Source organism: Calothrix sp. PCC 7507 (genome assembly GCF_000316575.1).
In the GTDB taxonomy this organism is placed as follows: Bacteria; Cyanobacteriota; Cyanobacteriia; order Cyanobacteriales; family Nostocaceae; genus Fortiea.
The window spans coordinates 5,819,510-5,842,925 of sequence record NC_019682.1 but is presented as its reverse complement, the minus strand read 5'-3'; the positions used below and the strand labels follow the sequence as shown (position 1 = coordinate 5,842,925).

Annotated in this window: 17 protein-coding genes and 1 pseudogene; 8 read left to right on the top strand and 10 right to left on the bottom strand. The window is 42.5% G+C overall.

Features of this window, described 5'->3' with window-relative positions; genetic code table 11:
* The first annotated feature begins 265 nt into the window (after positions 1–265).
* Entirely contained in the window at positions 266–1,774 is a 1,509-nt protein-coding gene (locus CAL7507_RS25050) for a UbiD family decarboxylase (RefSeq protein ID WP_015131280.1), read from the top strand.
* A 98-nt stretch (positions 1,775–1,872) separates the two neighbouring features.
* Here the strand turns inward: CAL7507_RS25050 and CAL7507_RS25045 are convergent, their stop codons facing one another.
* Entirely contained in the window at positions 1,873–2,202 is a 330-nt protein-coding gene (locus CAL7507_RS25045; RefSeq protein ID WP_015131279.1) for a hypothetical protein, read from the bottom strand.
* A gap of 438 nt (positions 2,203–2,640) precedes the next feature.
* On the opposite strand from CAL7507_RS25045, the gene CAL7507_RS25040 reads away from it, so the two are divergent.
* From CAL7507_RS25040 to CAL7507_RS25030, 3 genes and pseudogenes are all read left to right on the top strand, one after another.
* Positions 2,641–3,426 (top strand): HAD family hydrolase, encoded by a 786-nt coding sequence (locus CAL7507_RS25040; protein ID WP_015131278.1) that lies wholly within the window; start codon positions 2,641–2,643, stop codon positions 3,424–3,426.
* A 492-nt stretch (positions 3,427–3,918) separates the two neighbouring features.
* The gene (locus CAL7507_RS25035) at positions 3,919–5,133 is read left to right on the top strand and encodes a DNA double-strand break repair nuclease NurA (RefSeq protein WP_015131277.1); all 1,215 of its coding nucleotides are present in this window, start codon (positions 3,919–3,921) and stop codon (positions 5,131–5,133) included.
* A 49-nt stretch (positions 5,134–5,182) separates the two neighbouring features.
* Positions 5,183–5,341: pseudogene (locus CAL7507_RS25030) on the top strand (CRISPR-associated endoribonuclease Cas6); the annotation flags it as partial.
* Positions 5,342–5,526: 185 nt separating this feature from the next.
* On the opposite strand, the gene CAL7507_RS25025 reads toward CAL7507_RS25030, so the two are convergent.
* Positions 5,527–5,730, bottom strand: coding sequence for a hypothetical protein (locus tag CAL7507_RS25025; protein WP_015131276.1), 204 nt, complete (start codon positions 5,728–5,730; stop codon positions 5,527–5,529).
* Positions 5,731–6,104: 374 nt separating this feature from the next.
* On the opposite strand from CAL7507_RS25025, the gene CAL7507_RS25020 reads away from it, so the two are divergent.
* A complete protein-coding gene (locus CAL7507_RS25020; RefSeq protein ID WP_015131275.1) occupies positions 6,105–8,015 on the top strand; it encodes an acetate--CoA ligase family protein in 1,911 nt (636 codons plus the stop codon).
* A 400-nt stretch (positions 8,016–8,415) separates the two neighbouring features.
* Here the strand turns inward: CAL7507_RS25020 and CAL7507_RS25015 are convergent, their stop codons facing one another.
* From CAL7507_RS25015 to CAL7507_RS25005, 3 genes are all read right to left on the bottom strand, one after another.
* Positions 8,416–9,459 (bottom strand): 3-deoxy-7-phosphoheptulonate synthase, encoded by a 1,044-nt coding sequence (locus tag CAL7507_RS25015; protein ID WP_015131274.1) that lies wholly within the window; start codon positions 9,457–9,459, stop codon positions 8,416–8,418.
* Positions 9,460–9,766: 307 nt separating this feature from the next.
* Entirely contained in the window at positions 9,767–11,425 is a 1,659-nt protein-coding gene (locus CAL7507_RS25010) for an alpha-amylase family glycosyl hydrolase (protein ID WP_015131273.1), read from the bottom strand.
* 189 nt (positions 11,426–11,614) lie between these two features.
* On the bottom strand, positions 11,615–12,007 hold the full coding sequence (locus CAL7507_RS25005; protein ID WP_015131272.1) for a DUF1823 family protein: 393 nt from the start codon (positions 12,005–12,007) through the stop codon (positions 11,615–11,617).
* A gap of 381 nt (positions 12,008–12,388) precedes the next feature.
* Between CAL7507_RS25005 and CAL7507_RS25000 the strand changes: the two genes are divergently transcribed.
* The 3 genes from CAL7507_RS25000 (at position 12,389) to CAL7507_RS24990 (ending at position 16,889) form a co-directional block, all read left to right on the top strand.
* Positions 12,389–14,167, top strand: a complete 1,779-nt coding sequence (locus tag CAL7507_RS25000; protein ID WP_015131271.1) for an ABC transporter ATP-binding protein — start codon at positions 12,389–12,391, stop codon at positions 14,165–14,167.
* A 28-nt stretch (positions 14,168–14,195) separates the two neighbouring features.
* Entirely contained in the window at positions 14,196–15,026 is an 831-nt protein-coding gene (locus CAL7507_RS24995; protein ID WP_015131270.1) for an Rpn family recombination-promoting nuclease/putative transposase, read from the top strand.
* 81 nt (positions 15,027–15,107) lie between these two features.
* Positions 15,108–16,889: an ABC transporter ATP-binding protein gene (locus CAL7507_RS24990; RefSeq protein ID WP_015131269.1), complete on the top strand. Its 1,782-nt coding sequence runs from the start codon at positions 15,108–15,110 to the stop codon at positions 16,887–16,889.
* Between the two features lie 74 nt (positions 16,890–16,963).
* Here CAL7507_RS24990 and CAL7507_RS24985 read toward each other — a convergent pair whose 3' ends face one another.
* The 5 genes from CAL7507_RS24985 to yidD all read right to left on the bottom strand — a co-directional run bounded on the left by CAL7507_RS24985 (position 16,964) and on the right by yidD (position 23,114).
* Positions 16,964–18,079, bottom strand: a complete 1,116-nt coding sequence (locus CAL7507_RS24985) for an FAD-dependent oxidoreductase (protein WP_015131268.1) — start codon at positions 18,077–18,079, stop codon at positions 16,964–16,966.
* Between the two features lie 846 nt (positions 18,080–18,925).
* A complete protein-coding gene (locus CAL7507_RS24980) occupies positions 18,926–19,945 on the bottom strand; it encodes a catalase family protein (protein ID WP_015131266.1) in 1,020 nt (339 codons plus the stop codon).
* Between the two features lie 265 nt (positions 19,946–20,210).
* Positions 20,211–21,119, bottom strand: coding sequence for a methylated-DNA--[protein]-cysteine S-methyltransferase (locus tag CAL7507_RS24975; RefSeq protein ID WP_015131265.1), 909 nt, complete (start codon positions 21,117–21,119; stop codon positions 20,211–20,213).
* 112 nt (positions 21,120–21,231) lie between these two features.
* A complete protein-coding gene (gene ilvA / locus CAL7507_RS24970) occupies positions 21,232–22,743 on the bottom strand; it encodes a threonine ammonia-lyase, biosynthetic (RefSeq protein ID WP_015131264.1) in 1,512 nt (503 codons plus the stop codon).
* Between the two features lie 89 nt (positions 22,744–22,832).
* Positions 22,833–23,114 (bottom strand): membrane protein insertion efficiency factor YidD, encoded by a 282-nt coding sequence (yidD, locus tag CAL7507_RS24965; RefSeq protein ID WP_015131263.1) that lies wholly within the window; start codon positions 23,112–23,114, stop codon positions 22,833–22,835.
* Positions 23,115–23,416: the final 302 nt, after the last annotated feature.

Genomic DNA, 23,416 nt, shown 5'->3' with positions numbered 1-23,416 from the left:
TGCTGTTAAATACGGCGGAATTCAGGAGTCAGCAGGCGGAATTTAGGAGTAAAAAAGTCTTTGAGATCATGGCTGTGTACTTCAGCAACTTGAAATCCGCTGTATAACCGCAGTAGCGAAGTGGGAGAATAATTCTTTCCTATTGCCTATACTTCGGCTCCGCTCAGTACAAGTTGCCTATTGCCTTCTTCAAGGACCAACGACAAATAGCTAATAATATAAGAAAGCACTTCACAGTTCTTAACTATTCGGCTTTATTAAAAAAATGGCAAGAGACTTACGGGGATTCATCAAGCTTCTGGAAGAAAGAGGACAATTACAGCGGATTTCAGCTTTAGTTGACCCTGAGTTAGAAATTGCGGAAATTTCCAACCGGATGCTGCAAAAAGGTGGGCCGGGTTTGTTATTTGAAAATGTCAAGGGTGCATCCTTCCCCGTAGCGGTGAATTTGATGGGAACCGTGGAAAGGATATGCTGGGCAATGAATATGCAGCATCCAGAAGAGTTGGAGACGCTGGGTAAAAAGCTGAGTATGCTGCAACAACCTAAACCACCAAAGAAGATTTCCCAGGCGATAGATTTTGGTAAAGTCCTGTTTGATGTTCTGAAAGCGAAACCAGGACGTGACTTTTTCCCTGCTTGTCAACAAGTGGTGATTCAAGGGGATGAATTAGACTTGCATAAGTTACCCTTGATACGTCCTTATATCGGTGATGCTGGCAAGATTATTACCTTAGGATTGGTAATTACTAAGGATTGTGAGACTGGTACGCCGAATGTAGGTGTGTATCGCTTGCAGCTGCAATCTCAAAATACCATGACAGTCCACTGGTTGTCAGTGCGGGGTGGGGCGAGACATTTACGGAAAGCAGCCGAACGTGGTCAAAAATTAGAAGTAGCGATCGCACTTGGTGTAGACCCACTAATTATTATGGCAGCTGCAACGCCCATACCTGTAGATTTATCAGAATGGCTGTTTGCTGGGCTTTACGGCGGTTCAGGTGTGAGTTTAGCAAAGTGCAAAACCGTAGATTTGGAAGTTCCCGCCGATTCAGAATTTGTTTTAGAAGGGACAATTACACCAGGAGAAGTGCTACCAGATGGGCCTTTTGGGGACCACATGGGTTATTACGGCGGCGTGGAAGATTCCCCCTTGATTCGCTTTGAGTGTATGACACACCGCAAAGATCCGATTTATTTAACAACATTTAGCGGTCGTCCACCCAAAGAAGAAGCGATGATGGCGATCGCACTCAATCGGATCTATACCCCTATTCTCCGGCAACAAGTATCAGAAATTGTCGATTTCTTCCTACCAATGGAAGCTTTGAGTTACAAAGCAGCTATTATTTCCATTGATAAAGCATATCCCGGACAGGCGCGACGGGCTGCTTTAGCTTTTTGGAGTGCCTTACCACAATTCACCTACACTAAGTTTGTGATTGTTGTAGATAAAGATATAAATATTCGTGATCCGCGTCAAGTGGTGTGGGCGATTAGTTCCAAAGTTGACCCCACACGAGATGTATTTATATTACCAAATACGCCCTTTGATACTTTAGATTTTGCTAGTGAAAAAATAGGTTTAGGTGGACGGATGGGAATTGATGCAACTACGAAAATTCCCCCAGAAACAGATCACGAATGGGGTTTACCTTTAGAGTCAGATCCCGATGTGGCAGCGATGGTTGATAGGCGATGGGTAGAATACGGTTTAGCAGATTTGCAGCTTGGAGAAGTTAATCCAAATTTGTTTGGGTATGATGTCAAGTAGTAGATAAAATGAACCGCCGATCAACGCAACATGGTTCAATCAAGGAAATTTCCACAAGATTGTCTGTAGAGGCAAACAATAGTTTGCCCTACAATTCGCTACCACCAAATCCGATTTCCGTTCTCGTCCATTCTTGCTTGTCTAATTACGTCGGAAATTTCTTCAGCATCTTTAACATGGTGGAGGGCTTTTTTCTCTCCATTTGGATATTCGACGATGAAATATGTCGGAACTTTAATCCAGTCTCCAGTAATATCGGGGACATCTACAGCGACTTGTTTCGCCTTCTCCTCAATTGATTGAGGATGATCGGCAATTCTATCACCAGGATTTGCTGTTAGGTGTCTTTCTTTCACATTTGGTTCGTCTTGGGAGTGCCAGTCTTCACTTACTGGTTGACGAATTTCATTTTCCTGTTCATCTTTCATAATTATTTGACAATCTCAAGACTATATATTTACTAACACCAATCTATAAAATAAAAGACATAGTGTGTTCTTTCTCTAGAGATAATTTGAGGATTAAACTAATAGTTATATGTCTCTGGATACAGATTAATTGACGGGTTGATTAATGACTTCTAGCGTCAGAGATACTTATCTACTTTGACTTGCATTAGTGCGTGCTGCAAAGCATTAATTAGACTAGTATTTATTGCTGGGAATGCAACTATATTCCTGATTTTGTAAGGCATAGCCGTATCTAGTTGTATTTCAAAAATCAAATACTAATCCTATATTTATTTATTGTTACTGTTCAGGTAAAGCTAAAAACTCAAGCTAGCCTAGATTAGGAAGCCACCTTTGATACAAAAAAATCACTCCTGATCAGGTAAGCTAACAAAAGCAGTTTTCATCCCCAAACCAATGACCGCAAGTAATCCCACAATTTTAGCCCTAGACTTTGATGGCGTGATTTGCGATGGACTAATTGAATATTTTGAGGTAGCGTGGCGTACCTACTGTCAAATTTGGTCGTCGGCTAAAGACACACCAGCCGATGATTTAGCTTTAAGATTCTATCGCCTCAGACCTGTAATTGAAACTGGCTGGGAAATGCCCGTTTTAATTAAAGCGTTAGTAGATGGAATTGCTGATGAAAAGATTTTGCAACAATGGGCGACTATTACCCCACAAATTTTGTTAGACCATAAGCTACAAGCTAGAGAAATTGGTGCAAAACTAGACAATATTAGAGATGAATGGATTGCGACAGATTTAGCAGGTTGGCTAAGTCTGCATAGATTTTATCCGGGCGTAGTGGAAAAAATCAAAGTGACTCTTGCTAGTGCAGTCAAGCTGTACATTGTCACTACTAAAGAAGGGCGTTTTGTGCAGCAGTTGTTGCAACAAGAAGGAGTTGATTTACCCCCAACAGCCATTTTTGGGAAAGAAGAAAAGCGTCCCAAATATGAAATTCTGCGCGAGTTAAAGCAAAAAGCTGACTTCCAGCCAGTTAGTCTATGGTTTGTTGAAGATAGACTGAAAACATTGCAGTTAGTCCAAAAGCAGCCAGATCTGAACGATGTGAAACTGTTTTTAGCAGATTGGGGCTATAATACCCAATCAGAAAGGGAAACTGCCAAAAAAGACCCACAAATTCAGTTATTATCACTTTCTCAGTTTGCCAAAGACTTCTCTGCTTGGTATTGAAAAAGAGGATGATTTCACGCAAATACATAAGAGTATGCTAAATACCTTTGTGTATTTGCGTGAAATATCAACACCGATATTTGCAATTATCGTTTAATATAATGCAATGTTAAAGGGCGATCGCCCATGTAAATGTCACATTTTTGAAATACACGTAGTAGGGTGGGCAATGCCCACCGTATCATGGTTTTGGTGGGCATTGCCTAGGCTGTTGACTCTGTGCCTTTTTAGATGATAAAAATTCATGCAAAATTTGTGTAGTCATTGCGTTCGCGCAGCGTCTCGCAGAGAGGAGGAACGACGAAGCAATCCCAGTCTTTGCGATTGCTTCGCTTCGCTCGCAATGACACAAAAGTTGTATGAACAAAAACCGTGAAATTCCATCAAAGTCAACACCCTAGGCATTGCCCACCCTACAGATACTAAGATTTTTTCAATAATCAAATCGGATTCCTATATTAAATTCACGTTAATATTTTTATCTAAAATCCTATGCTGGACTTAACAAAATTAGCGCGACAAATGCAGGGTTTAAGCCAACATCTGACCTCAGAAGCTGTTGCTAGTCGCCAGCGTTTGGAATTGGCGCAACAACATTTAAAAAATGCCTATAAATGCCAACAAGATTTAGTTGAACGTCAAGAAAAATGGCGCGATCGCATTCTCTTTGCTAATGCTACCCCGATTGAGCCGCTAGAAACTTGTATTGATATCCCCGTTCCCCCAAAAATTCATACTGTCGTTGCTACTGACGGTTCCCAAATTGCCCCCAACCACCACGAAATCGCTTACTGCTATCTCTTAAATATGGGTAGAGTAGTGTTGCACTACGGGCAAAATCGTCACCCATTGCTAGATAGTTTGCCAGAAGTATTTTATCGCCCAGAAGATTTATATGCATCTCGACAGTGGGGCATTAGAACTGAGGAATGGATGGGTTATCGCCGGACTGCTAGTGAAGCAACAGTCTTAGCAGAACTTGCGTGTGCAGTGCAAGAGGAGAGGGAAAATTTACACCTTGCCGGCAACTCAAAACCAGAAATACCTATCCTAGCAATGGTGGATGGTTCATTAATTTACTGGTTTTTGGAACAGTTGCCAATGGATGCACGCGATCGCATTTTACCGCCAATCCTGGAAGCTTGGCAGCAGATGCGTGATGCTAAAATCCCGCTGATGGGATATCTCAGCGCCTCTCGCAACGTCGAAGGCATGAATTTTTTACGCCTTTTGGCTTGTCCCCATCCAGTACCAGACTGTCAGAGTTATTGCCCCAATCAGTTAGAAAAAGTACCTTGTAAAATTTTTGAACCCCTGCGAGATACTTCCCTTTGGGCAACCCAACTCAAACCAGGACAACGCGGCCCCTTATGGCGGAGTAATGCTAGGATTCTGGAACTATATGAAGACCAAACAATTTACTTTTGCTATGTCCACGTCGGCACCGAAATTGCCCGGATAGAAATTCCCGCGTGGGTAGCAGAAGATGCATCTATGTTTGACCTGTCATTAGGATTGATGTTAGCACAGGTGCAGAAAGGATGTGGCTATCCAGTAGCGATCGCTGAAGCACATAATCAAGCAGTAGTCCGCGGTGGCGATAAAGCCCGCTTCTTCGCCCTACTGGAAAAACAAATGATTAAAGCCGGAATCAGAAATGTCGGCACTTCTTACAAAGAAGCGCGGAAGCGGGGAAGCATTGCTTAATTATATTCACCAAGTTGTACACGTCTTGCACGATGAGGTCACATTGAGTGGCGATCGCGTAGGTGAAATAGCCTCAAAATGGGCGACAATCTTAGCAAGGCGCGGAATGGGTGAGTCATTGCAGGTGGTGGCAGAAGATTTAGAGATGCCTTATGAAACGGTGAAGACTTATGTGAAGTTGGCACGATGCGCTTTAAAGAGTGATTAGTTAAAGTGAGAATGGATTGTGCGATCGCCCATGATTAAATAATGCACCCAATTTACGATGAAATAAATGCACCGCTGTAAACTTTGCTTCCTCCTAAAGTGATAAACAGTAGCTTTTACCACTCAAACTTTTGGCTTACTTGTTTTGTGGAAAATATCTCTAGCGGTATTTTTTACTGAAAATGGTTAATGAATCCGACTCCGATAAAGCAGATTAATTAAGAAAAAACGCGCTTGTTCTAGTGGAAGATGCCTCGGTTTACCTTGATAGACAATTTGAAACTCTTTCTGGTCTGCACCGTCTCCATGACCGGAGATTAGCTTGCGGTGAAAAGCTTCCTCTGCTAGTTGTCTAACCTCATCTCTTAGAGAAGTTTGTGTGGTATTCATAACTTCACTGTCTCCTTAATACCTTATCCTTATTGATCAATATTTGGACGATAGATTGCACCTTTCAAAGGTTATATATTTTCTGCTTTATCAGACTGTCATGACTTTGTACTTACCAATGAACGGTCATCTCATGGGATTAAATTATGCCTTGAGATAGCTGAAAATGCCTAGCAATAGGGCTAGTCTAAAACTGATCAAGTCAAAGACAGTTTGTCATTAGTCATTTGTGAAGAGTCAAGGGTCAAGGGTCATTTGGAAGGTGGGATGAAGGGGGAATAGTGGGAAGCTTTTTTATAATCTCCCCACACTCCCTCTTCTTCCTCATCTCCCTCATCTCCCTCATCCCCCTCATATCCAATTCCCCAATACCTATGCCTCCACAAACAAGCACCGATGTCGTCCGCATCAATGCTAGAAAAACTGATGTGTTTGACCTTTTCAATTTCAAGTATTATTTTGGGCCCAATCCCTGTCTAGATACAGGGGCGCTAGTATTCCATTTGGCGCTAACTGAGTCTAGAGAGCCGCTACCCATAGAAGATTATGTTTCTATTATTGGCGATCGCTACCCCCATTTAGCCAACCAAACATACGAATCTTACGCCCATCTCTTCGCCCGCACTGTATCAGAAGTAGTCAAATTAGATATGGGCTTGCACCTCCACCATTGGAACGTCCAGCCATATCCCAATTACATGCGAATCAGCATCCAATCACTGCATGAACGCACAACCAGAGCCACAGTCTACTTCATTTGGGACTGGTTTGAAGCCATTAATCAACGCGAAAACTTCCTCTTGGATGAACAACTTGTCAGCCTACAGAACGGATTTCGGAAATCTGTCTACGGTGGCCCCACGGTTTACGCCTTATTGCGAACAGCCGAAGCACAAGGAATTCCAGCTTTCTATTTATGGGAAGAAGGATTGATGCAATATGGCTATGGAAAAAAACAAGTGCGTGGTGTAGCCACAACATTTAACTGTGATAGCCATTTAGATTCAGATTTCACCACCCGTAAAGATGACTGCAAAGCATTTTTACAAACCCTCGGTTTTCCCGTCCCCAAAGGTGCGATCGTCATCTCCAAAAAAGAAGCCCTAGCGGTAGCCAAAGAAATTGGCTATCCAGTAGCAATTAAGCCTGTGGTTGGTCACAAAGGAATTGGCGTCACCGCTAATGTTCAAGACGCCCACGAGCTAGAAACTGCTTATGGTAGAGCATTAGCAGCGATTCCAGAAGCACAACCAACGCGGATAATTGTAGAAAAAAGTATCTCAGGAGCAGATTTTCGCTTGCTGTGTGTCAATGGCAAATTTGTCGCCGCCACCGAACGCCGTCCCGCATCAGTAGTCGGTGATGGAAACTCAACAATTAAAGAGTTAATTCTGCATGAAAACCGCAAACCCACGCGACTTGATTCACCCACCTCGCCAATGGGTAAAATTCAGCTTGACGAAGCGATGGAACTGTATCTAGAAGCGCAAAACTTGTCCTTAGATAGTGTGATTGAGAAAGACCATACTATTTATCTCCGCAAAGTCGCCAATCTCTCAGCAGGAGGTATGAGTATTAATGCAACCCATACAGTTCATCATGACAACATTATCCTAGCTCAAGACATAGCCCAATACTTCCAACTCACTTGTCTTGGCATTGATGTCATTGCCAAAAATCTTTCTGAATCTTGGAAGTCAGGGAACCTTGCCATTTTAGAAATAAACGCTGCACCGGGTGTTTTGATGCATCTTAACCCTAGTGTCGGTGAAAGTGTTGATGTACCTTCCCATATCTTGGCAAACTTTTTTGCGTCGTCAACAGATGCCAGAATACCAATTATTACCTTTAACAAAATTTCAGTTACCGAACTGCAAAAAACCATTGACCACATTCTTTTACAACATCCAGAATGGACTATTGGCGCTGTTTGTCGTGATGCTGTTTTAGTCAACCGTTCCGAAAAAAAATTCAACCAAGACTACAACAGTAATGTCCAAAATTTACTCAGAAATCCCAAGCTTGACTTACTAATTGCTGCCTACCGAGAAGATGTCCTAGAAGCAGATGGGATGTTTTACCAAGGTAGTAACATGGTAGTTCTGGATAATCCCACCGCAACTGAAATGATGTTGATGCGGGATGTCCTTGATGGCTCTACAGTAGTGATTAAGAAAGGAGACGATATCTCTATTAGACGTAAGGGCTTAATTGAAGACTACACATTAGGTCAAGACGAACCATTTAACCGGGTTTACTTGAAAGAAATCGGCACAATTTTGTAATTTTCAATAAGTAGGGTGGGCAATGCCCACCATTACCTCAAATGCTTATAGCGCTTCCCATTCAAATGAAGTACAAAAATATATCACGCTGTGTAGGGGCATGGCACTGCCATGCCCTTACCGATGTATCTCACGCTTGTTGAGAAATGCTTATGTTTTTGTTGGTGGGCTTGAAAGAAATCGGCACAATTTTGTAATTTTCAATAAGATACCCGACTTCTTCAATATACCTCTTGCATAAATGCTTAAATTGTCATGTTGAGCAGAGCAAAACATCTGGTGAGATTCTTCTCTCCACTGCGTTCCGTTCAGAATGACATTCCTGATTTTTTGACTTTTGCAAGAGGTCTAATAAGTCGGGGATCTGAGCATGGCGATTTTTACAAATCAAATATGATCACTATTTGAGTTTCGCATAAGCTGCTAGGATAACTCTTTCTGTTTCCTCCCAGCCAATACATTTATCTGTCACAGAAACACCATATTGCAATTCCTCTCGCCGACAATTAATCGATTGACTACCTTCATATAAATTAGATTCCAGCATCATCCCGACGATTGATGTATTACCATCAACTATTTGTTGAATTACATCTGCAAACACAGCCGATTGTAACTTGTAATCTTTATTTGTATTGCCGTGGCTACAGTCAATAACTATTCTTGGTGATAACTTTGCTGCTTTTAATTTCTCTTCTACCTGTTGCACATTTGCTGCATCATAATTAGGTTGATTACCACCTCGTAAAATTACATGCCCGTAAGCATTACCTTTAGTTTGAAATACGCTCACTTGTCCGTCTTGATTAATTCCCAGAAAATTGTGTGGGTTTCTCGCTGATTGCAAGGCATTTAAAGCTACTTGAATATTACCATCAGTACCGTTTTTAAAACCTACCGGCATCGAAAGCCCACTGGACATTTCCCGATGCGTTTGTGATTCAGTTGTGCGTGCGCCAATGGCAGACCACGCAATCAATTCACTAATGTATTGTGGTATTATTGGATCAAGAGCTTCTGTACCAGCAGGTAATCCCAACTCGGCAATTTGCAAAAGCAGACTCCGAGCAATCAATAAACCATTTTCCACATGGAAAGAATCATCCATCTCAGGATCATTAATTAGTCCTTTCCAACCTACAGTTGTTCTTGGTTTTTCAAAATACACCCGCATAATCAACAGCATTTTATCCTTGACTTTCTCAGATAAAATACTCAGTTTCTCTGAATATTCCAGTGCTGCTTTTGGATCGTGAATGGAACAGGGACCAACTACAACGAATTTTCTGCTGTCTTGAAAATCTAGAATTTGTTCTAATTCTTGTCTATATTTTAAAACTGTGTGTTCAGCAGAGGGAGTCAAAGGTAGTTTTAATTTTACTTCGTTCGGAGTTAATAAAACGTGAGAATTATCAATGTTGGTGTTGAATAATTGGTTGTGCATGGAGATGCTCTAGGGATTTACGTTGCGTTTAAGCGTCAAAATTCATATCCAAATTTTAAAGCCAAAGCACACAAGTAAATCACTGATTTTCAGAAAAGCTACCTTTGTACCTGATAATTATCAGTATTTGCCTATATTTTTTCCCATCTGTAGGTAGAAGTTAGGGGAAAAAGAAAAGTTCTATCCCTTCCCCTTCGTTTGTCACATTAATTTTGATGAGTTCGTAGTAATCACTAAAGTGCTTAGAAATCAAGGACTAAAGTCATGATTTTTGGACATTAAGCACTACTTTCACAAGTGTATTTTGTTACTGCCAAACGAATACTTTTGCTTCATAAGGCCCTATGTCAGTTATGATACCATCTTCACCAGCTTCGACATCATAATTGCTTGTCCACTCATGCCATGTACCACCACAAGGAAAGTTGGGAACATGATAACCAGCTAGGAAGTTTTCTGAGAAATTGGCTACCACTACCACACGAGAACCTTCTTCGTTCCAACGGCTATAGGCTAGTACCTTAGATTCTAGATTTTCGTGAATAAAATCGATATTCTCTGTGTAAAGTGCATGACTATTTTTACGCAAATTAACTAAGCCTTTATAGTATTCAAACAAGCTGCTATTTAATTCATTACCTAGTAGTGTCCAATCGATTTTTGATGATTCAGGTTGTTTAGGTTTATACTCACCAAATTCTTCACCCATCCAAATCAATGGTACACCAACGGCTGTCATCAGAATAGCTCCTCCTAATTTAGCTCGCCTGAAAGCTTCTTCATTAAAAATATTCCGATTAGCCAGTTCGACCATAATATGCTCATGGTCGTGATTGGTGAGGTAATTAACCACATTGGTTGCACCCAAGAAGCCTTGACGTTTAGCATCTATGACATCCTTGAGGTTTTCTAAATCAAAAGTTTCGCCGCAAATATGTGCTAGCACTGTATGGAGGAAACTATCATGCCAGCAACCATCCATTGGCCCGTCTAAATTGGTAATGCTGGGTGTTTCTGGAATATGTTCGGCTACATTATAAAAAGGCTTATTTCCAGCAGTTTTTTTAGTTTCTTGAACAATCCAGTGCATGAAATCGTAGTTGGCAATTTGTCGCGCTGCGTCATAGCGAATACCATCTATATGATATTCTTCAATCCAAAAACGGACTGTTTCACCGATAAATTTCCGTGCAGGAAACGTATCTAATTTTTCGTCGTAGAGTTCGTAATTAAACTCAGGGCCCCAATTATTATCAGGGTCACGAGGAGAGTGGTGATACCAATAATCGTGGTCAATTTGTGTTAATGGTGCGGAAGCTTCAGAGTGGTTGTAAATACCATCCATAATTACACGAATGCCTCGGTTATGACACTCATCAATTAGTCGCTTTAACCCATCTGTAGAACCATAACTTGATTCAGTTGCAAAGAAGTGACGAGGATTATAACCCCAGCTATAGTCACCGGGATATTCTTTTATTGGCATCAACTCAATAGCATTAATTCCCAGGTCAGATAAATAATCTAATTTTTCAATGACGTGTTTATATTTACCTCGTGCATAGGGGTCATCTTCACCACCGGAAAAATCCCCGACATGCAATTCATAAATTACTAATTCATGGTCGGCGGGTAGAGGTTTATCATCGTGTTGCCAAACATAAGTATCGAGAATTTTTGCCCCATCTTTAATCCGCACGATCGCATTATCTTTACCACTCGATTCGTCTATATCAGTTGCATAAGGGTCTGTAACCTCAACCCACTGTTCTGGTTCAAAAAACCATGAGTTTGACTGCACACGAAACTTATATTGATAATCGCCATCTTCTAGTTCAACAGTGGTACGAAAATAGCCATCCTCACCTTTTTCCATAGGTAAATCTTGCCAATCTGAAAAAGAACCAATTAATGCAACTCCTTTGTTATAGGGGGCAAATAACTTAAATTCTATTGGCTGTGGCATAAATTTGCTTTAAGTAGAGAGTATTAGTAGGAATATTTTCTTACGCTCTCTAAAATTAGCGAATCGTTCCGAGGAAATACTTTCAAAAATAACTACTCTATCTTCAGAGTGAAATTTATAATTTTATCTAAGTAGGTTGGAGCCAATAAAATTAACCGGAGAGATTCGTCATTTGTTATTTGTCATTTGTCAACAGTCAACGCTTCCTTCTAAGTTACCATTGGTTTGTTGTAAATAACTGCATAGCCAGTTTGCAGCTGTTGCTCTGCGAGTTTGACGAGGTCCGAATTCACCAATTTTATAACCTTTGAAACCCAGTTTTTCTTTGAGTATTTGTTTGTTATCTTGTGGTATCGAACGAGTTAATTTGACTGTTGCGGGGCGACTGTCAATAAAATCGGGTGGTTGTGGGTATTCATCTCGCCATTCTGGTGCTACTTCACTGGTGTTCCATTGTTCAGCAGAAGAGTCATAGCGATAGCCTAAGTAATACCAGACCAACTGGTTAACTGTGACATCGTCAATTTTTTCATGGAGAATTGCCCAGATAGTATCTGTATTGAGTGGTGGTAAATTAGACATAAGCAAATTTAAATTCTAAATTTACGCCTGCAAAAATTGGTAATCAGAAAGTTGGGGTGTGATTGATGATTAACACTTCTTTGTATCCATTACCTATTGCTGAATAATAATTTATCATTACAAACCCACAAAATTCCCAAATATTAGGGATGATTTTATGTCTGTCTGCATCTATGGCAATAAATATAAGCTTATCCCATCCCCTGTAAGGGGATGGGATTTCACGTCAACCCTTCGGCTTCGCTCAGGGTTGACTGTTAACGGCAACAGGGCGGCTATCCCTCTTGTTTGAGTGGGTTTCCCGCCGCCTTTGATGATTTGTCTCCAACTCTTTCCCCAATTGAGAGATAATTTTCTCAAGATATACAGCGGTGAATTCCCTTGGTTCAACAACCAGAAGTTCAGGAAACTTCGTCTATACAGTCAATCCAGCGTGTAGTGAAGACTTTACGTACTTACCAATGGACTTCTTTGGGAGCATTGGTAAGTCTGCTGCTTTTGACAGTCGCCAATGCGCTGACTCCTCAACTATTTCGGTGGGGAATTGATCAGGGTATTGTCAAACAAAATTTACAAGTCGTATTATATAGCGCCGGTTGGATGGTAGTTGCTGCGATCGCCCGGGGTTTATTTAATTTCGGACAAAGCTACTTAGCAGAAGCCGCATCTCAAGGTGTGGCTTATGACCTGCGGAACCAGATTTTCAGCAAAATTCAAAATCTCAGTTTCAGCTATCACGACCAAGCGCAGACTTCCCAACTCCTAACCCGCGTCACTAGCGACATTGAGCAGATTCGCACCTTTGTGGGCACAAGCCTAATCCAGGTGATCAGTGGAGTTGTCACATTAGTAGCGATCGCCATCATCTTACTCGTGATGAACTGGCAATTAGCACTGATTACACTGACAGTTGTCCCAGCTGCGGGATGGTTGATGGCGCAATTCATCACCAAGAATAACGGACTTTTTCGGCAAGTACAAGAGCAACTGAGTGACCTCAACGCCGTCTTACAAGAAAACTTGCTGGGAATCCGGGTAGTGAAAGCCTTTGTGCGGGAGTCAGCCGAAAGGACTCGTTACACAACCCTGAATGATAGCCTCGTCAAAGCCAACATGAAGACGATTCGCGCTATCCGCAATACCTTCCCGTTTATCTTTTTGCTCAGTAATTTGGTGACACTGGCGGTTTTTGCCTATGGCGGCGCAGAGGTGATTGGGGGTAGGTTTTCCATTGGGGAACTAGTAGCATTTAACTCCTACCTAGCTTTGATTCTCCAACCGATTTTGTTGATTGGATTTGCAGCCCCCACAATCGCCCAAGCAGCAGCCTCTGCAGAACGAGTTTATGAAGTAGTTGATGCCAAAGTCGAAATTAGCGATCGCCCTAACGCCATCCCTTTTACTACCTGCGGCGGTAGAATCACCTTTGAAAACGTCTCCTTTCGCTATCCTGGTGCCTCCACCGAAGCCTTAAAAAATGTTTCCTTTGAAACCAAACCCAACGAACTCATCGCCGTTCTGGGGATGACAGCGTCTGGGAAAAGCACAATTATGAACCTGATTTCCCGCTTTTATGATGTTAGCCAAGGCGCAGTCCGCATCGACGGGCGGGATGTGCGAGATTTCACCTTGAAAAGTCTGCGATCGCGAATTGGTATAGTATTCCAAGAAACCACACTATTTTCTGGCACTATCCGTGAGAATATCGCCTACGCCAAACCCAACGCCACCCTAGAAGAAGTGATTGCAGTGGCGAAAACTGCCCAGATTCACGACTTCATTATTAGCTTAATGGATGGCTACGAAACCATTGTTGGTGAAAGAGGCGTGGGTTTATCTGGTGGACAAAAACAACGAATAGCGATCGCCCGTACCTTACTCACCGATTACAGCATTCTGATACTTGACGATAGCACCTCTGCAGTCGATGCCAAAACTGCAGACGATATCCAAACCGCACTCGACAACTTCATGCGTCAAAAAGCCTGTACAACCTTCGTTGTCGCCCAACGCATCAGCACCGTCAAGAATGCCGATCGCATTTTTCTAGTCGATAAAGGACACTTGATCGCCCAAGGAACCCATGAAGAATTAATGCAAACCAGCCCCCTCTACGGCGTGATTTTAGAATCTCAGGTGAGCAAAAAAGTGGTTAGATAATTAACCGCAGATCAATTTAGAATGCATTATGCGGCGAGACTCAATTTTTTACAAACTATTTCAACAATCCCCCAGGTTACTATTTGAATTATTGACAAACCCGCCAACGAATGCAGATGCCTATCGATTTGATTCAGTAGCTGTCAAAGAACCCAAATTTGAGATAGACGGGGTATTTCTCCCACCTGAAAATGCAGGTGCGGGAGTTGTATATTTCTGCGAGGTGCAATTTCAAAGGGATGAAAGGCTGTATGAACGGGTATTTGCGGAATCTGCACTATATTTCTACCGCAACCGTGACAGATTTAGGGATTGGCAAGCAGTCATAATTTACCCATCTCGCAATCTTGAACAAGGTGATATTCATCCCCATCGCTCATTCCTGAATGGTGGACAAGTACATCGAGTGTTTTTAGATGAATTGGGTGATATTCGCCAATTACCTCTATGGGTAGCACTGATGGTGCTGACGACGATAGATAATGAACAAGCACCAGAAGAAGCGAGGTATTTGTTAACTAGAACCTCTCAAGCAGCACCGGAAATGGCAAGTCGCGCCATAATAGAGATGCTTGTGACAATCATGGTGTATAAGTTTGAAAAATCAACTCGAACTGAGGTAGAGGCAATGCTAGGAATCACGCTCAAGGAAACACAAGTTTACCGAGAAATTAAGGAAGAAGAAGCGCGATCGCTCATTTTGCGTCAACTAAATCGACGCTTAGGAGAATTACCTCAAGAAGTGGGCGATCGCATTGAAATTTTATCCCTAGAACAATTAGAAGATTTGAGCGAAGCACTGTTAGATTTTACCAGTTTGGCAGATTTACAAGCTTGGTTAGTAGCACTTCCAAGTTAAAATTATGTGAGTTAGCGATGCCTACGCATAACAGCAGGTTTTTGACTACAGCGCTCCTGGTTGGTTTTCACCAAACACAATATGAGAAGCCCCAATCCCATCATTGCACCAGAACAAAAAGCAACTCAACAACTCTCCACCTTACAGCGCTTTTTACAATACCTGCGACCCTATAAAAAAGAAATTCCCATAGCTTTGACATTAGTAACAATTGGTGCATCGACCCAGGCGATCGGGCCATTTTTGCTTGGCTGGTCGATTGATCACCTAATTGCTCAGGGAAATCTGCTAGGACTACTCCTCATGTTAGGACTACTAGCACTAATCTATGGAGTTGGTGTCTGGGCAATTCGGGGGCAAATTCTCCGCGTCGGTTGGATAATGCAGCGCTTGTTGGCGCAATTGCGGCAAGATATTTTTCTGAAAATCCAGAGTTTGCCACTTAGCTTTTTCGATCGCAGCGAAGCAGGCGATTTAATGAGCCGCCTGCTCAACGATGTCAATACCGTGAATCAGGCATTTGGACAAACGATCGCCCAAATGTTGGGTAACACTTTCAGTTTGGTTGGCATTGTTATTGCCATGCTCGCAATCAACCTGCAACTTGGCTTGTTGAGTAACCTAGTCATACCGCTGATGATTTTCACAACCAGCTTGTTTGCACGCTGGGCTAGAGCCAGATTCCGCGTCACCCGCCAGACAATTGGCGAACTTTCCGCCAAATTAGAAGAAGACATTGGTAGTGTGCGAGAAGCACAGGCATTTAATCGTGTAAATCTCAACATCGCCGAATTCGACGCTCTTAATGCTGCCAATCGAGATGCTAATGTCGAAGCAGTAGCAATTACTGCCGCATTTTTACCCTCAATCGATTTTCTCAACACCCTCGCAACCGCCGGTGTACTTGCTTATGGTGGCTATCTCGGCGTGACGGGAGCCGCAACAGTGGGTGTAGTCACATCCTTTTTACTTTACGTTCAGCAGTTCTTTCGCCCTATTCAAATCCTCAGCCAATTTTATACCCAAGCTCAGTCCGCCTTTGCCGGATTAGAGCGGATATTTTCGTTGCTGGATGAACCATCACAACTCCAAGATGCAGCCGATGCTGTGGAAATGCCCCCCATTCAGGGCGAGGTGACATTTGAGCAGGTGACATTTGGCTATAATCCCGATCAACTCGTCCTCAAAGGAGTGGATTTACACGCCTCTCCCGGACAGATGGTGGCGTTAGTTGGACCAACGGGATCGGGAAAAAGTACCATCATTAATTTAATTTTGCGCTTTTATGATGTGTCTGGTGGTGCTGTAAAAATTGATAGTTTTGATGTGCGTAGTGTTACTCAAGCCAGCTTGCGCCGTCAGATTGGCATTGTCCTCCAAGACAATATTCTTTTTAGTGGTACAGTTGCTGAAAATATTGCCTTTGGCGTTCCCCACGCCACCCAAGCCGATATCGAAGCAGCAGCACAGATGGCGAATGTGCATGAATTCATTACCTCATTATCAGCAGGTTATGCAACTCAATTGGGTGAACGGGGTGCGCCTCTGAGTCAAGGACAGCGCCAACTGATTAGTATCGCCCGGGCGATATTAATTAACCCCCGAATTCTGATTCTGGATGAAGCAACCAGCAGCATTGATACCCGTACAGAAGCACTCGTACAAACTGCGATCGCCCGCTTGCTCAAAGGACGTACCAGTTTTGTCATCGCCCACCGTCTCAGCACAGTTACCCAAGCCGATCAAGTATTAGTGATTCAGCAAGGACAAATCGTCGAACAGGGTAGCCATGCAGAACTCGTTGAGCAACAGGGAGTCTACGCCAACCTCTACGCCCTCCAACTAGGTGCAGCATCAACATAGGTGGTCAATCAATTTTGGATTTTGCGCTATTCAATCCAAAATTTAAAATCTAAAATCTAAAATTCGGTCAACAGTCAAGCCCTAGAGTTAGCCATCTGTACAACTTCTTGAGCGCCAGTCCTAGATTTGACAATCTGGACAACTTCTTGAGCGCAACCCCAAGACAAAGTTACTCCAGAACCACCATGTCCATAGTTATGAATAATGTCTGTTCCTAGTTCTCGCTCCAAGCGGATGTTGTCTTTTCGCCCTGGGCGCAGTCCCACCCGGACTGGTTCTGCTGCATCGATAGTGGCATCTTTGAGGCTTGGCATGAAGTTTAGGCAACGATTCCACATATCTTGGATTGGTTCGTAGTTCTCTAAGTTTATGTCCAACTCCCACTTGTCTGGCTCAACTAAACCGCCCAACAGTAGGGTCTTTTCACCGCGCGGTAGAATAAAAATCATATTTTGCCCACCAACACTATTGTCAAAAGTCATGCAGTGAGATGTTGTAACGCGAGGCATCGACACGCCATCATTTTTGACACGAATCAGCGCTCCACGCAAAGGATACATATCGTCGTTGGTGAGTTCAATTGAGCCAAGCCCAGAACAATTAACAATTATATCTACACTAAATTGACTTTTTAGCTGCTCTTGAATTTCAGCCAAATTGCCAGAGATTTTGGCTTCAACGATCTTACAGCCGGACTCTTTCACCTGACTGTACAACCACTGCATATAAATGTCAGTATCTACTTGGGGTGCTAAATAGGTGTATGCATCCACAACTCCTGTATCACGGTTGATACCATACCAGTCAATTAATGTTTTATCCCGCCTAAATCGCAGCACCCTCATCTGCAATTCATTCATCTTCTGCAATTCCAGTGTCTGCTCTATGGGTTTTTTGTAGTAGAACACGACATCCCGGTTATAAACTCCCGTCTCCTTATTAGCTGCCAGATTCAGGAATTTATTGTACGAAACCATGCACCAGCTTTTAGAGCGTTCTAAGGAAACTGGGTGACGGTGAGAACCACAGACAGCAGGAGGCCACTCCCACAAAGCTCCAGCAACAACCGAAGTATTGTTTGGTGCAAATTTTTCAGAAACTACTGTTACTGCAAATCCATCTTGTAGTAGGCATAGTGCAGTTGTCAATCCACTCACGCCTCCACCAATTACGAGAACCCTAGCTTGCATAATTCTTTATAGTTTGTTTTTGATTTGTTGTGTTTTTGAGAGAAATAAACAGTATTTCTACAAAAATTGCAGTACTCAATAAATTACCACAATATCGAGTTAGCAAAATGACATATTTCCTCAGCATAATCTCTGTTTTCATGAGGAGCAGTAGCAGGGTAAGTTTATCTAATTTAGTATAAAATTATCTTGACAAATCAAACAATACAAGCATAAAAAGCAGTGTACAAAACTTACCTGATATAAGAGCAAGATAAGTGAAATAAATTTCCTACTATCTTCGCAAAATTCAAGAAATTAAGCTTTATATCTGAGGGCTAGAAAACTAAATCTGCTAAAGCTAAAGAAAGTTCTGACTATCAGCTAAAACTTACAGAGATGGGATCTATTGGAGTTATTCAAAAGAGTTTTATAGAGCATTTTTCGGAAATAAAAGCTTGGAGAGTAGAGCCAACTATCTACTCTCCAAGCTTTTATAAACTCTTATAAGCCATCATTCCCGACTGGCGATCGCTCCCCTCAACACCCAGCAACAGAAAACCCCCTTGTCATTACCAACATCTTTTAAAGAGTAGAAGAACCAAAATAAGCACCCCAGCAAATATCTTGCAATCGTAGCTAACCAGGAAGACCATCAGATTTACGACCAATAAAACCACCTAGTCGTGCCAAAGCCGTCCAAAACTCACAAGAGAGTTAAATCATTTGTGCTGCACAACAAGAGTTTTCACACATTCTTCTCGCTAGGCGGACATGAGAGAGAGTACTGCAAGTAAAAAGATGCCCAATGGTCATTGCAAATGTTTGCAATGACAGGTTTTGGGTCATTTATTTTTTGGCACACTCTTACTGCGGACTATCTTGCAACGCTGTATAAGGTTGTGGTTCGCGCAAGCGTTTAGCAATTTGTTCTCGCCGATATTTTGCGAGTTCGCTGTAAAGCTTTTTGCGAGACAGATTTATACTCCCAACAGGTTCATGCTCTAGCAACGTGTGCCAAGGTGCAAATAACAAACCTTCATCAAGGCGCTTGCGTTCTTCAAAGTCGAATGTCTGAGAAGGAATACGGACGGTGGCAACTTTGATCAATGGTGAATCGCTTTCTAGCCATTCCTGGATGTGATTTTCAATTGGTGTCTTTTCCTCATCCACATAAAATTGGATCAGAAAATCGAAATATGCATCTTGACCATCTTCTGTCAAGTACTTAACTATTGCTTCTCGCAAGTATTTATCAGATTCTGGAAGTGTTTCGGGAGGTTGTTCTGGCTGTTGAGATTTTACAGACAATTTGACAATGCGATTCCCAAATTTAAATGGAGCCATGCTCCAATACTGAATTAACAGCGGATTCCCGACTTTCTTGCTGGTGATTTCTTGCAAGAGCGCAAAGACAGGAGCAAGTTCTTGCAGCCGTTCTGGAGTTAGTTGTCCACTCCCTGCTTTGAAGATATCGGCATAGTCACGAATGTCTTTAGTGAAGAAAGTGGGATAACTGTTGAGTGTAAAGTCTTGGGTGTTTTCTTCATCATCCAAGATTTTTTGTCCTTCTACATTCAGCACCTTAATAGCAATACCGCGCACATCGGGATCTCTATCAGAGCGTAATTTACCGCGTTTTTCAGGTGCGCCACCACTGGAAAAGCGAATCCAAGCAGGATAGGTTTGAGACGTTTTGAACAAACCTACTCTCAGTTCTTCGGGAAGATTTGGCTCAACAATAAACTCTCCCCAGAGTAGACCATGACTTTTAGTGTGAATTTGGCGGAGGTCTGGGCCTGTGTTTTGCTGCGCTTGAAGACTAGTGGCGAGAATTTCGTCAACCAACGCTTCTTCCCCAGCAGTAGATTCTGTTGGATTACTCATTGAGTGATGCTCCATCTAAAGTCTGCAATTAAAGCTTTATCCTCAGTAGGTTAAGAACTAATTAAACTTTGTATATTTAAAAGAGGTTGAAAGCTTTGTTCGATAGGTATTATAGATTAAAACGCGCAATCGATTAAATCAATTAATTAACTCACCGCTTTTGCCCCGTCTTCAACTTCGTTTAGATGATGTTTTACCTCGATAAAAATTACGAATCACAAATTATGCACCGACTATAGGACTAATATTTGATTTCTGAAAAAACTCAGTACACCGATATATTAACCTTTTGACTTTTGACTTTTGACTTCCGCCGTACTGTACTAGCTTCCCAGCCAAGAATGGCGGTTTTACGTTCAATTCCCCAGCGATAACCACCCAATTCGCCTGACTCTCGAATCACTCGATGGCAGGGAATTAAGTAACTGATGGGATTGCTACCTACAGCATTGCCTACGGCTCTAGCAGCGGTTGGGCGACCGATAGCTGCTGCTAAACTTTGATAGGTTGTGATGCTCCCAAAGGGGATTTGCAGGAGTCCACGCCAAACTTGAATTTGAAAATTAGTGCCTTTCACGAATAAAACCAAAGGTTTACCATTGTTTAATGCTGATGGATTAAAGATGCGATCGCTAATTTCTTGAATTATCTGCTGATCACAGATTATTTCAGCTTTTTTCCACTCCTGATGCAGAGTTTGCACAGCCTTCTCTGTATCCATCCCATCCAAAAAATAAAGATTACAAATACCACGGGCTGTGGTAGCAATTAGAGACTTACCAAACGGCGTATCATGAATACCATACCAAATTTGTAACCCTGTCCCTCCCGTTTTGAATTCGCCGGGTGACATGGCTTCTAAATTGACAAATAGATCGTGTAAACGTCCTGGACTGGATAAGCCTACATCTAATGTTAAGTCTAAAAGGCTCTTGGTTTGGGCAATTCTCGATTTAGCATATTCGACTGTGAGATATTGCAGAAAACGCTTTGGACTGATACCCGCCCACTTGCTAAACAAGCGTTGAAAATGGTATTCACTCAAATTCACATATTCAGCTATGGTTGCCAAATCTGGCTGATTTAGGTGATGTTCTCGCATAAAAGCGATCGCTTGGGCAATTCGCTCATAGTCCTCACTGTAGTCTACACTCTCTTCTTTTATAGGATTCATGTTGATTATTCACATGCACTCCCTCAATTTATCGATTGTCAGGCTTTAAAGCCACCCGTTTCTTGCTATTCAGTTAACAGTTAACAGTTAACAGTTATCAGTTAACTATTCCCTAACCCAAAAACAGCTTGTATGCTAAGTTATGGCTTTCATCCCAATATTGATAGCCAAGGGAATCGAGAAACGCTTGCCATTCCTGCATTTCGTGGGGTGGTACTTGAATACCAACGACAATACGCCCGTAGTCTGCGCCGTTGTTGCGGTAGTGAAACATACTAATATTCCAGTCGGGACTCATGGAGCCGAGAAATTTCATTAATGCACCAGGGCGTTCGGGAAACTCAAAACGATAGAGTAATTCATTATGTGCTAGGGGAGAGTGCCCACCGACCATATGCCGTAAATGCAATTTTGTCAGTTCATCGTCGGTGAGGTCAATGGTTTGGAAGCCGCAGGTTTCAAATGTTTCTACCATTTTTGCTGCATCAGCACGGTTTTGAATTTGCATCCCCACGAAAATATGGGCTGTTGTTTGATCAGCAATGCGATAATTGAACTCAGTTAAATTGCGATCGCCAATACATTCACAAAACTTGCGGAGACTACCCGGTGCTTCAGGAATTGTCACTGCAAAGATGGCTTCGCGGCGTTCGCCAAACTCGGCGCGTTCGGCGACAAAGCGCAGGCGGTCAAAATTCATGTTTGCACCGCAAGCTACAGCGATTAGGGTTTGTCCTTGGATTTGTTCCCGTTCGGCGTAGGCTTTAGCTGCAGCGATCGCTAATGCCCCCGCTGGTTCTAAAATCGATCGTGTATCCTCAAACACGTCTTTAATTGCCGCACAGGTGTCATCTGTATCCACCAAAATAATTTCATCCACATACTGCTGACACAAGTGGAAAGTTTCCTCTCCTACTTCTCGCACCGCCACCCCATCGGCAAATAAACCCACCTGAGATAATCGCACCCGATGTCCGGCTTTTAGTGATTGATTCATCGCATCAGCATCAACAGGTTCAACGCCAATAATCTTAATTTCTGGACGCAACCGTTTAACATAAGCTGCAATCCCCGAAATCAACCCGCCCCCACCAATGGCGACAAATATTGCATGGATGGGCTGCTGATATTGCCGCAAAATTTCCATCCCAATTGTCCCTTGTCCCGCAATCACATCGGGATCATCAAAGGGATGAATAAAAGTGAGTCCCTTTTCTGCTTCTAATTGACGAGCATAAGCATAGGCATCATCGTAAGTATTTCCATGTAAAATCACTTCTCCCCCGCGAGCCTTAACTGCATCCACCTTCATTTGGGGCGTAGTCACCGGCATAACAATAATCGCTCGTGTTCCCAGGCGACTAGCACTGAGGGCGACTCCTTGGGCATGGTTGCCTGCGGATGCCGCAATTACACCTTGTGCTAGTAGTTCTGGTGACAAGTTCACCATTTTGTTATAAGCACCCCGCAATTTAAAAGAAAAGACTGATTGCATATCTTCCCGCTTCAGCAGCAACTTATTATTCAGTCGTGCGGAAAGATTCGGGGCATATTCTAGAGGTGTTTCTTGGGCAACATCGTATACGCGGGCTGTCAGGATTTGTACCAAGTAGTCGCAATACATGGGGTCAACAGGTTGGTGGATGCCGGATGGAGATTCATTCTACGGCACTTTGTGTACCTGTTTTGTAGGGATTAGTGGCGATCGCTAGCTTAAATCGGGATACAGCAGGGAATAACAATACATCCACCCTCTGCCCGCTGACTTTGCAGAGTTTGAGCGGCAAGTTTACAAGCTCTGAATCTCTGAGGAGCCATTTGGATAGCTGTTTGCAAGTTTTGGTTAATTAGTACACGTTTTACGTAGTCAGAGCAAGATTCACCACCATTAAGCAACCGATGAGGACAGGAGAAACCTTTGTAAGGTGAAAGATGCTGTTGATACACATTGAGAGATGCGATCGCAGCCTGTGTGGCTATTGTAGTAACTGACATAAAACGAGACTTCAGAAAAACTACAAATCAATTTTCCATTCAACATCAGTCTTTATGACTCCATCAATGGGACTAATTTGCATACTGGTGTAAGGCTGATTTGCGTCAGCTAAAGATATAGCATTTCTCAACAAGCGTGAGATACATCGGTAAGGGCATGGCAGTGCCATGCCCCTACACAGCGTGATATATTTTTGTACTTCATTTGAATGGGAAGCGCTATAGAATAATATTTTACTCCTCCTGCTATTACTGAAAAAGTTTTATAAATTTCCTATTTTTTTTTGAAATATATTTAGTAG

What these genes read in the sequence shown, in the direction of transcription:
- CAL7507_RS25050 (WP_015131280.1), top strand. Translation starts at nt 266, where the DNA reads ATGGCAAGAGACTTACGGGGATTCATCAAGCTTCTGGAAGAAAGAGGA.
- CAL7507_RS25045 (WP_015131279.1), bottom strand. Translation starts at nt 2,202, where the DNA reads ATGAAAGATGAACAGGAAAATGAAATTCGTCAACCAGTAAGTGAAGAC.
- CAL7507_RS25040 (WP_015131278.1), top strand. Translation starts at nt 2,641, where the DNA reads ATGACCGCAAGTAATCCCACAATTTTAGCCCTAGACTTTGATGGCGTG.
- CAL7507_RS25035 (WP_015131277.1), top strand. Translation starts at nt 3,919, where the DNA reads ATGCTGGACTTAACAAAATTAGCGCGACAAATGCAGGGTTTAAGCCAA.
- CAL7507_RS25025 (WP_015131276.1), bottom strand. Translation starts at nt 5,730, where the DNA reads ATGAATACCACACAAACTTCTCTAAGAGATGAGGTTAGACAACTAGCA.
- CAL7507_RS25020 (WP_015131275.1), top strand. Translation starts at nt 6,105, where the DNA reads ATGCCTCCACAAACAAGCACCGATGTCGTCCGCATCAATGCTAGAAAA.
- CAL7507_RS25015 (WP_015131274.1), bottom strand. Translation starts at nt 9,459, where the DNA reads ATGCACAACCAATTATTCAACACCAACATTGATAATTCTCACGTTTTA.
- CAL7507_RS25010 (WP_015131273.1), bottom strand. Translation starts at nt 11,425, where the DNA reads ATGCCACAGCCAATAGAATTTAAGTTATTTGCCCCCTATAACAAAGGA.
- CAL7507_RS25005 (WP_015131272.1), bottom strand. Translation starts at nt 12,007, where the DNA reads ATGTCTAATTTACCACCACTCAATACAGATACTATCTGGGCAATTCTC.
- CAL7507_RS24995 (WP_015131270.1), top strand. Translation starts at nt 14,196, where the DNA reads ATGCGGCGAGACTCAATTTTTTACAAACTATTTCAACAATCCCCCAGG.
- CAL7507_RS24990 (WP_015131269.1), top strand. Translation starts at nt 15,108, where the DNA reads ATGAGAAGCCCCAATCCCATCATTGCACCAGAACAAAAAGCAACTCAA.
- CAL7507_RS24985 (WP_015131268.1), bottom strand. Translation starts at nt 18,079, where the DNA reads ATGCAAGCTAGGGTTCTCGTAATTGGTGGAGGCGTGAGTGGATTGACA.
- CAL7507_RS24980 (WP_015131266.1), bottom strand. Translation starts at nt 19,945, where the DNA reads ATGAGTAATCCAACAGAATCTACTGCTGGGGAAGAAGCGTTGGTTGAC.
- CAL7507_RS24975 (WP_015131265.1), bottom strand. Translation starts at nt 21,119, where the DNA reads ATGAATCCTATAAAAGAAGAGAGTGTAGACTACAGTGAGGACTATGAG.
- ilvA (WP_015131264.1), bottom strand. Translation starts at nt 22,743, where the DNA reads ATGTATTGCGACTACTTGGTACAAATCCTGACAGCCCGCGTATACGAT.
- yidD (WP_015131263.1), bottom strand. Translation starts at nt 23,114, where the DNA reads ATGTCAGTTACTACAATAGCCACACAGGCTGCGATCGCATCTCTCAAT.